The following is a 9,861-nucleotide window of genomic DNA, read 5'->3' on the forward strand; positions in this document are numbered from 1 at the left end:
TTCCTGCGCCGCGTTGTGCGCGGCGCGGGCGGCGGCGGCGGCGGCCGTCAGGGCCGCGCGCTCCTCGGCCAGCTGGCGCTCGCGCTGCTGCGTTTCGGCATCGCGCTGCGCTGCTTCCTGCGCCACGCAGTCCGCCTCCGTGCGCAGGCGCGCCTGTTCCGCCGCCTCGCGCTCGGCATCCAGGCGGGCCTGGCTCTGCTGGGCTTCCGCTTCTTCGGCGGCGGCGCGTTCGAGCGCCACGTCGCGCAGCTTGCGGTCGGCTTCGATGCGCGCCTCGGTAGCCGCCAGGATGCGGGTCTCCGCCTCGCGCCGCGCGGCGGCGGTATCAAACGCCATCTGTTCCTGCCGTTCGCGATGGATCGCGGCGTCGCGCAATTCCTTCTCGGTCTGCATGCGCATGCGCAGCGATTGCGCGGCCGTCCGTTCGGATTCGGCCTGCGCCTGCGCGATGGCTTCGCGTTCCTGCTCGATGTGCGCGAGGGCGCGCGCTTCCTCGAGCGCGCGCGCCTCCGCGGCCGCGCGCGCGAACGCGGACGCCAGCGCGACCTGGTCCGCGCGCTCGCGCTGCTGCGCCAATTCCAGCGCTTCGCTTTCCGCCTGCGCCAGCTTCTCGGCCGTCTGGCGCGCGGCGCGCTCGGCCCGTTCGCGCTCGCGTGCGAGAATCGCCACGCGCGCATCGGCGCTGGCGCTGTGGTGCACTTCTTCGTGCGCCGCATGCACGGCCGCGGCACGCTCGGCCGCCTGCAGGCGCGCCTGCTCGGCCTGCAGCGCCAGCGCATCGGCTTCCCGCTGGGCACGGGCGGCGATCTCGGCGTCCATGCGGGCCTGTTCCTCCGCACGCTTGCGGGCATCTTCCTCGGCGCGGGTGCGGGCTTCGGCGGCCAGGCGGATCTGCGTGTCGGATTCGACGCGGGCGCGCAACCCGGCCGTCTCCTGGCGGATCGCCTCCAGCCGTTCGGCGGCCGCTTTCGCGGCGGCGCGCAGCGTTTCGATGCGGCCGCGGTTGGCCTCGATCGCGTCTTCCGACGCCTGCGCATTCGCCAGTGCAGCCGCCGCCGCTTCGGCGTCGATGGCGGCGCGCTCCTCGGCCAGGCTGCGCGCCCGGGCCTCGGCATGGGCGCGGTTCTCGGCCGCCACGGCCGCCTTCGCCTCGGCCTCCACGCGCGCGATGCCTTCCTTGATCGCACGCTGCTCCAGATGCTCGCGCTGCGGCTCGACCTGCGGCGCCGCATGGTCTTGCGCGGCAGGCATCAGGTCGATCGTGAAATCGGCGTCGTCATTCGGTGCGGATGGCTCGTTGCGGTCGGCATCGGTCATGGAAATCTCGCTGGTTGGGATGCGGGCCCGGACGAGCCCGCCCTTCGATTATGGGGCATGGCTCGGCTGGCTGTCACGCCGAGCTGCATCGGAAAACGGGGCCAATTCCTCTTTTCAGACAGGCCATTCAAACAGGCCAAAGCGGCGGCTCGTCCATCAACGCCACCTGTTCGCGCAATTCAAGGATGCGGTCCTGCCAGTAACGCTGGGTATTAAACCAGGGAAATGCCGCCGGGAACGCAGGATCGTCCCAGCGCATCGCCAGCCATGCGGAATAATGGATCAGGCGCAACGTCCGTAGCGCCTCGACGAGGTAGAGCTGGCGCGGATCGAATTCGCAGAAGTCCTCGTAGCCGGCCAGGACGTCGCCCAGCTGGGCCACCATCTCGTGGCGCTCGCCCGACAACAGCATCCACAGGTCTTGCACGGCCGGACCCATGCGGCTGTCGTCGAAGTCGACGAAGTGCGGCCCATCGCCCGTCCACAGCACATTGCCCGCATGGCAATCGCCGTGCAGGCGCAACAGCCGCAGGTCGCCGGCGCGGTCATAGCAGCGCGCGACGCCGTCCAGGGCCTGGTCCAGCACGCTCGTGTACGCGGTCAGCAGTTCGGGCGGGATGAAACCGTGGCCAATCAGCCAGGCGCGCGGCTCCCTGCCGAACGTGTCGAGGTCGAGCCGGGGCCGCTCGGCGAACGGGCGCGCGGCCCCGACGGCGTGAATACGGCCGATGAAGCGGCCGATCCATTCCAGGGTGGACGGGTCGGACAGCTCCGGCGCCCGTCCGCCGCGGCTGGGAAACACGGCGAAGCGGAAGCCGCCGTGTTCGTGCAGGGTGCGGCCGTCGAGCACGCGGGCCGGCACGACGGGCACCTCCTGGTCGGCCAGTTCTTGCACGAACGCATGGTCTTCGAGGATGGCGGCATCGCTCCAGCGTCCGGGCCGGTAGAACTTGACGACGACGGGCTGGCCCTCCTCGCGACCGACGCGGTAGACGCGGTTCTCGTAGCTGTTCAGCGCCAGCAGGCGGCCGTCGCCGCGCAGGCCGACGCTGTCGACGGCGTCCAGGACCATTAGGGGATCGAGCCGCGCGAACGGATGGGTGCCGGATGCGGCGGGGAATGCTTGGTTGTCAGACTGGGTATCCATTCCGCCATTGTAAGGCGGGCGCCCGGGTCGTGTCGTCCGCCGGATGCTTCGCTCCGAACCTGTCATATTTTCGCCGGCTGGAGGGCCGGAAGCGTTACACTTGCGGCTTCAACGCAAGGAACACGCAATAATGCAACTCGACCAGCCCCTCACCGAAAAAGAATTCGACGACCTCGACAACTTCCTCCTGTCCGATCGCTGCTCCGACGACGCGATGACGATGGACACGCTGCACGGCTACCTGACCGCCATCGCGATCGGCCCGGAAACCATCATGCCGGCCGAATGGCTGCCGCGCGTATGGGGCGAGGACGGCGCCGTGCCCAAGTGGAAGAACCCGAAGGAAGAAGAACGCATCGTCAACCTGGTCATGCGCTTCATGAACGAGGTGCTCGTCACCTTCGAGGTGGCGCCGAAGGAATTCGAGCCGCTGTACGTCGAGCACGACATCGACGGCGAGACGCTGATCGACGCCGAGGCCTGGTGCTGGGGCTTCTGGGAAGGCATGGAACTGCGCCCCGGCTCCTGGGACGAGATCTGGGATTCGGAAGCGGGCCCGCTGATGCACCCGATCTACCTGCTGGGCGCCGACGAGATCGAGGAAAGCGAGCTGGCGGAAGTGGAAAGCCCGAAGCTGGCGCACAAGCTGGCGCTGGAAATCGAAGCCAACCTGCCGGGCATCCACCGCTTCTGGCTGCCGCGCCGCAAGGCCGCCGTCGAAACGGTTCGCCGCGACGAACCGAAAGTCGGCCGCAACGACGATTGCCCTTGCGGCAGCGGCAAGAAATACAAAAAGTGCTGCGGGGCCAACCAGGCCTGAAAATTCGGGGTCAGAGCACATTTCGCCCGAAATTTGGGGTCAGAGCACTTTTTCGGGCAATAGCTCAGTAGCTACTCTCCTGCAGCCCCAACGAATGAGCCGCCATCGCGCACCTCATGACCTCCGCGTATACAGCCGGGCGCCACCGGCAGCATGATATCGGCCTGGACATGTCCCAAAAAAGGGCTCTGACCCCGAATCTGGGGTCTGACCCCGAATTTTAGGCCGCCTCGGCCAGGCGGCTTTCGAACAGTGCGGCCAGCAGGTCGGACTGGCTGACGATGCCCACGAACACGGCTTTTTCGTCGACGACCGGAATGTGGTGCAGGCCGCCGTTGCTCATCAGCGGCACGAGCGTCGCGATCGGTTCGTCGACGCTCACCACGGCCACCCTGGTCGACATCACCCTCCTCACCGTCGTCGCGCGGTCCGGGCGCACGCCCAGCAGGTGCGTGAACAGGCTGCGCAGACGTTCGCCCACGGTCTGGTAATCGTCCAGGCCTGCATGGTGCAGGAAATCGCCCTGCCCCACGATGCCCGCCACGCGGTGCGACGCATCCAGCACCGGCAGCGCGTGCAGGTTGTGGTGGCGCAGCAGGCGCCACGCCTCGGCCAGCGGCATGTCCGGCGTCGCGGTCACGACGTCCTTCGACATGATCGCGCCGCAGTTCACCGTGCCGAAGCGGCGTGCGTAGGCGCGCTGTTCCGTCTGCAGCAGGATGTCTTCCAGGTCGTCGCGGCTGACGTCCAGCACCTGGCCGTAGCGGGCCAGCACGGCGTCCAGGTCCTCGGCCGTAAAGCCCAGGCGCGCCATCGGCGTCGGGTCGCGCGTCGCGTGCGCCGCCTGCTGCGCGGTGCGCAGGGCGGATTTCTGGTTGTGCGGATAGCGCCGGCCCGTCAGGTTGTTGAAGACGAGCGCCGCGAGCACGATCAAGGTCGAGTTCAGGCACACGGGCAGGAAGGCGAACGTGAAGCCGGCCGCGTGGATGGCCGGTCCGCCGAGGACGGCCGTCAGCGCCACCGCGCCGCTCGGTGGGTGCAGGCAGCGCAGCAGAAACATCACGAAGATCGCGCAGGCGCCGGCCAGCGGGGCCGCCAGCGCAGGATTGCTGACCGTCTGCGCGCACAGGATGCCGATCAGCGCGGAAATCGTATTCCCCCCGATTACCGACCACGGCTGGGCCAGCGGACTGGCCGGCACGCAGAACAGCAGCACGGCCGACGCGCCCATCGGCGCCACGAGCGCCAGCGGCACGATGCCGGAACCTGCCGTCAGCATGTCGCTGAGGATCGCCGTCACGAACAGCCCCACCAGGGCCCCTGCCACCGCGCGCATCCGTTCGCCGCGCGGCACCGTATTGGGTTGCGGTACGAACGACCGCAACCAGTCCACACTCTTGTCCAGAATCATTCTCGTCGATTGTAAAAAAGCTGCAACCCTGGCGTCGCTCGCTTGGCTAAAAAATATATATCACGTTATGATATATTATTTGGTTCCCGAAGCCAACAACCCCAATCGCCCAACCCGTGAAAGACGAATCGCCCCCGCTGTCCAAGTCCGATTTCGCCGCCCTGTCGGAATTCCGTTACCAGATGCGGCGCTACGAGCGCTTTTCCGAAAATGCCGTGCAGGCGGAAGGCATCACGCCGCTGCAATACCTGCTCCTGCTGCACGTCAAGGGGTTTCCCGGCCGCGAGTGGGCGACCGTGGGCGAGCTGGCCGAGCGCCTGCAGGCCAAGCAGCACGGCGTCGTCGCGCTCGTTACGCGCTGCGAGGCGGGCGAACTGGTCGAGCGCCGCACGAATGCCGAGGACCGGCGCCGTGTCGAGGTGCACCTGCTGCCCAAGGGCGAGGCGTTGCTGATCCGCCTTGCCGCCGTCCACCGCGCCGAACTGCGCGCCCTGCGCGGCGTATTTACCGTCCCCAATCTTGAATAAGCAATGAAAACTGCCCCCCATCCTGTCACGCCGCGGCGCGATTTCTCGGGCGACGTCCGCCTGCTGCGCATCGCCGCCCTCGCAGCCTCCATCGGCGGGCTCAGCACCCTCGCCGCGAGGGTCCTGCTCATGCTGATCCGCTTCTTCACGGACTTGTTCTTCTACGGAAAATTCTCGTTCGCCGAACTGTCTCCGGCCGACAACACCCTGGGCCCGTGGGTGATCGCCATCCCCGTGATCGGCGGCCTCATCATCGGCCTGATCGCCCGTTATGGGACCGAGGCCATCCGCGGCCACGGGATTCCCGAAGCGATCGAGGCGATCCTGTTCAAGCGCAGCGCCATGTCGCCGAAGGTGGCCGTGCTGAAACCGCTGTCGTCGGGCATCGCGATCGGCAGCGGCGGCCCGTTCGGCGCCGAGGGGCCGATCATCATGACGGGCGGCGCGATCGGCTCGCTGATCGCCCAGCACTTCCACCTGACGGGCGGCGAACGCAAATCGCTGCTCGTGGCCGGCGCCGTGGCCGGCATGACGGCGGTGTTCGGCACGCCGGTGGCGGCCGTGCTGATGGCCGTCGAGCTGTTGCTGTTCGAACTGCGTCCGCGCAGCCTGCTGCCGGTGGCGACGGCGTGTGCCGTGGCCGGTTTCCTGCGGCCGCTCGCGATCGGCGCAGGCGCGCTGTTCCCGTTGGCGACCGCGCCCGTCGCGCCGCTCGCCCTCGCCTCCTGCCTCGTCGCGGGCATCGCGTGCGGAGCGCTGGCCTGGCTGATGTCGACGGCGCTGTACCGCGTCGAGGACGGCTTCCACCGCCTGCCCATCCACTGGATGTGGTGGCCGGCGCTGGGCGGCCTCGCCGTCGGCATCGGCGGCTATTTCCAGCCGCGCGCGCTGGGCGTCGGCTATGACGTCATCGGCGATCTTTTACACAACCACATGGTGGCCGGCGCCATCGTCGCCCTGCTGGCCGTGAAGCTCGTGATCTGGCTGATCGCGCTCGGCTCCGGCACGTCGGGCGGCGTGCTGGCCCCGCTGCTGATGCTCGGCGCCGGCCTTGGCGCCCTGCTCGGCCCGTACCTGCCCGGTGCCGATCCGGCGCTGTGGCCGCTCGTGTTCATGGCCGCCACCCTGGGCGGCATGATGCGCGCGCCCGTGATGGCCGTCGTGTTCGCGTTCGAACTCACGCACGACGCCAACGCCCTGCTGCCGCTGCTCGCGGCGGCCGCCGGCGCCTACGGCTTCACCGTGCTGACGATGGGCCGTTCGATCCTGACCGAAAAGATTGCCCGCCGCGGCCACCACATCTATCGCGAATACGGCATCGACCCGCTCGAGCGCCACAGCGTGGCCGAGGTGATGAGCGCGGAAGTCCACCACATCGACGCCGCCGCGACGATCCGCGACGTGCTCGCCACGCACTTCGGCACGGCCCAGAAGCACCGCGGCTACCCGGTCACACGCGGCGGCGTCGTGATCGGCATGATCGAGCGCGACACCCTGGCCGGTCATGCGCCCGACCAGCCCGTCGGCGCGCTGTTCGGGGCCAATCCACCGCTCGTGGCACTGCCCGGAGAAACATGCCGCGCGGTGGCCACCCGCCTCGCCGTACACGGCATCGAACGCCTGCCCGTGGTGACGCAGGCCGCGCAGCCGACACTGCTGGGCGTCGTCAGCCGCAGCGACCTGATCAAGGCCTCGGCCACGCTGCACGACGAGGAACACGAGCGACGCACCTTGCGTACGCTGCCCCTCGTGCGGCGTCAATGAGGACTGCGGCTGCGCACAGCGTGTTACTGAACAATCATGTACGATAGGCAACCCGCATCCGTGCGCTTTGCCATCGGGCACCTCGAAAAACCGTCGCGAGCGGCCGCAATGTCGTTCGAGAAGCGCAGCTGTAGGCTAGTACAGCGAGCATCGCAAGACTCGCCGTCCGCGACGACAGTGCAACGCGCAGCAGGTTTTTCGAGGTGCCCATCTATCGAGGATAAGAACATGATCACACAGCTCAAGCACACCCTGCTCGCCGCCGCCCTCGCCGTCTCCACCGCCCATGCTGCCGCGCCGATGGTCAAGACCCCGGCCCCGGGGTTCTACCGCATGATGGTCGGCGACATCGAGATCACGCCGGTCAACGACGGCACGTTCGACCTGCCCATGGACCAGTTCCTGCACCAGAAGCCCGAACTGACGCGCGCCACGCTCGCGAAGAACTTCCTGAAATTACCGGTGGAGACCTCGGACAATACGTTCCTGATCAATACCGGCAGCAAGCTGGTGCTGGTCGACACGGGTTCCGGCGCCCTGTTCGGCCCGACTGCCGGCAAGTTCGTCAACAACCTGAAGGCGGCCGGATACCAGCCGGAGCAGATCGACGAGATCTATATCACGCACATGCACGCTGACCACGTCGGCGGCCTCGTCAACAACGGGCAGCGCGTGTTCCCGAATGCGGTCGTGCGCGCAGGCAAGGCCGATGCCGATTACTGGCTGAGCCAGGCGAACATGGACAAGGCCCCGGCCGACAAGAAGGATTTCTTCAAGGGCGCGATGGCATCGATCAATCCGTACGTCCAGGCCGGCAAGTTCAAGCCCATCGAGGCGAACGGCGAACTGGTGCCGGGCGTCTCGGCCATGGCCGAACACGGCCATACGCCGGGCCACACGGTGTACATCGTGGAAAGCCGCGGCCAGAAGCTCGTGCTGATCGGCGACCTGATCCACGTGGCGGCCGTGCAGTTCGATAATCCGCAAGTGACGATCGCCTTCGACAGCGACGAGAAAGCGGCCTATGCGGCACGCAAGAAAGTGTTCGACGACGCCGCGAAAAATGGCTGGCTCGTCGGCGGGGCGCACCTGCAATTCCCGGGTGTCGGGCATCTCGTGACGCAGGACAAGGGCTATCGCTGGATCCCCGTCAATTACACGCAAATGCGTTAACCGACTGACGCGAAAATCGTAGGGTGGGCACCCTGTGCCCGCCATGATGTCGCCGCGACGCATGCGTTTGGTGGGCACGGGGTGCCCACCCTACGTCGCGATTTCCTTCAGTAATCTCGCCAGCTCGTCCATGTCGACGGGCTTGACGAGGTGGTGGTCGAAGCCCGCTTCGAAGGCCGCGCGACGATCCTGTTCCTGGCCGTAGCCCGTGACGGCCACCAGCGCGATGGCGCCGGTCTGCGCATCCGCGCGCAGGCGGCGCGCCAGTTCGTTGCCGTCCATCTCCGGCAGGCCGATGTCGAGCAGCGCCACGTCCGGCCGCTGCTGGCGGGCCCGTTCCAGCGCGCGGTGCGAATCGTGTTCCACCTCGACGACATAGCCGCACGCCTCCAGCAGCATGCCCAGCGTGGCCGCCGCATCGACGTTGTCGTCGACGAYGAGCACACGCAGCGGACGCCGTCCGCCCTCCGGCATGGCCCCGGTCGGTCGCGCGCCGCCGGGCTCCTCCTGCCCGGACGCCGGCGCCATCAGCGGCAGCGCCACCTCGAACGTGCTGCCCCGTCCCAGGCCGGGACTCGTGCACGCGACGGTGCCGCCATGCAGCTCGACGAGGTTCTTGACGAGGGCGAGGCCCAGCCCGAGGCCGCCCTGGGCCCGGTCGACCGAGCGCTGCGCCTGCGTGAACAGGTCGAACACGTGGCCCGTCAATTCCGGTTCCATGCCGATGCCTTCGTCGCGCACCTTCAGCAGCAGCCGGCCGCGCGCCGCGTCGACCGTGGCCGCCACGTCGATGCCGCGCTCTTCCGGCGTGTACTTGGCGGCGTTGTTGAGCAGGTTGGCCAGCACTTGCACGAGCCTGGCCTTGTCGCCGAGCACCTGCGCGTCGGGCGCAGCCATGTCGATGCCCAGGGTCTGGCGGCGGGCCTCGAACATCGGACGCACCTGCTCGACCGCCTCGTCGACGATGGCACGGGCGCTGACGGGCGCGCGCGCGAGCGTCACGAGCCCGCGCGTGACGCGCGAGACGTCCAGCAGGTCGTCGACGAGACTCGTCATGTGGCGCACCTGGCGGCCGATGATGGCGCTGCTCTGGCGCACCCTGGCCTCGTCCAGGCGGCCGATGCGCAGCAGGTCGGCGGCGGCGCTGATCGGCGCCAGCGGATTCCTCAGCTCGTGCGCCAGCATCGCGAGGAACTCGTCCTTGCGGCGGTCGGCGGCGCGCAGCTTGTCTTCGGCCGCCTTGCGTTCCGTGATGTCGCGGAAGAACGAGACGAGGCCGCCGTCGGCCGTCGGGTAGGCGCGCACCTCGCACCAGATCTCGATGCCGTCCGGCAGGCGCTGGCGGTATTCGGCGATGCCGGGCGTGCGGTCGCGCATCACGCGGCGGTACATGCGCCCGGCTTCGCTGTCGATCGCTTCGGGCCATACGTCCCAGTGGTTGTGCCCGATGATCGCGGACGCGTCCAGGTGCGCGATGCGCAGGCCGGCCGGATTCATCTGCAGGACGGTCCAGTCGCGGTCGAGCAGCATGAAGCCTTCGGCGATCGTGTCGAGGATCGTGCGGCTGCGGTCGCGTTCCTCGCGCAGGGTGCCCTGCACGCGCGCCAGGTCGACAGCCGACCAGATGCGCTCGGCCGTGCCCCGCGCCAGCGCGATCTCGGCCTCGGTCCAGGCATGCGGCCGGTCCAGGCCGAGTCCGAGG

At 68.3% G+C, this 9,861-nt stretch carries 7 protein-coding genes and 1 pseudogene; 4 read left to right on the forward strand and 4 right to left on the reverse strand.

The genetic code is table 11. The features are described from left to right. Together AC1DYX_RS22945 and AC1DYX_RS22950 are read right to left on the reverse strand one after the other, a co-directional pair. Window positions 1-1,317, reverse strand: a pseudogene (locus AC1DYX_RS22945) (hypothetical protein); the annotation flags it as partial. Between the two features lie 127 nt (window positions 1,318-1,444). Next, window positions 1,445-2,464: a serine/threonine protein kinase gene (locus tag AC1DYX_RS22950; protein WP_477263132.1), complete on the reverse strand. Its 1,020-nt coding sequence runs from the start codon at window positions 2,462-2,464 to the stop codon at window positions 1,445-1,447. A 130-nt stretch (window positions 2,465-2,594) separates the two neighbouring features. Here AC1DYX_RS22950 and AC1DYX_RS22955 point away from each other — a divergent pair, with 130 nt between their 5' ends. Further along, complete coding sequence (locus AC1DYX_RS22955) at window positions 2,595-3,284, forward strand: UPF0149 family protein (protein WP_477263134.1); 690 nt, start codon at window positions 2,595-2,597, stop codon at window positions 3,282-3,284. Between the two features lie 220 nt (window positions 3,285-3,504). Here the strand turns inward: AC1DYX_RS22955 and AC1DYX_RS22960 are convergent, their stop codons facing one another. Then, entirely contained in the window at window positions 3,505-4,677 is a 1,173-nt protein-coding gene (locus AC1DYX_RS22960; RefSeq protein ID WP_477263136.1) for an HPP family protein, read from the reverse strand. Window positions 4,678-4,877: 200 nt separating this feature from the next. Here AC1DYX_RS22960 and AC1DYX_RS22965 point away from each other — a divergent pair, with 200 nt between their 5' ends. The 3 genes from AC1DYX_RS22965 to AC1DYX_RS22975 all read left to right on the forward strand — a co-directional run bounded on the left by AC1DYX_RS22965 (window position 4,878) and on the right by AC1DYX_RS22975 (window position 8,159). Continuing rightward, complete coding sequence (locus AC1DYX_RS22965; RefSeq protein ID WP_477263144.1) at window positions 4,878-5,222, forward strand: MarR family winged helix-turn-helix transcriptional regulator; 345 nt, start codon at window positions 4,878-4,880, stop codon at window positions 5,220-5,222. A 3-nt stretch (window positions 5,223-5,225) separates the two neighbouring features. Next, window positions 5,226-6,986 carry a chloride channel protein gene (locus tag AC1DYX_RS22970; protein ID WP_477263138.1) on the forward strand — a complete coding sequence of 587 codons (1,761 nt, stop codon included), beginning with the start codon at window positions 5,226-5,228 and terminating at the stop codon, window positions 6,984-6,986. A 228-nt stretch (window positions 6,987-7,214) separates the two neighbouring features. Continuing rightward, a complete protein-coding gene (locus AC1DYX_RS22975) occupies window positions 7,215-8,159 on the forward strand; it encodes an MBL fold metallo-hydrolase (protein WP_477263140.1) in 945 nt (314 codons plus the stop codon). Between the two features lie 90 nt (window positions 8,160-8,249). On the opposite strand, the gene AC1DYX_RS22980 is transcribed toward AC1DYX_RS22975, so the two are convergent. After that, window positions 8,250-9,861: hybrid sensor histidine kinase/response regulator (locus AC1DYX_RS22980; RefSeq protein ID WP_477263142.1), on the reverse strand; the 1,612-nt coding region annotated here is incomplete at its 5' end.

It is taken from the genome of Massilia sp. P2_C2 (genome assembly GCF_056404615.1).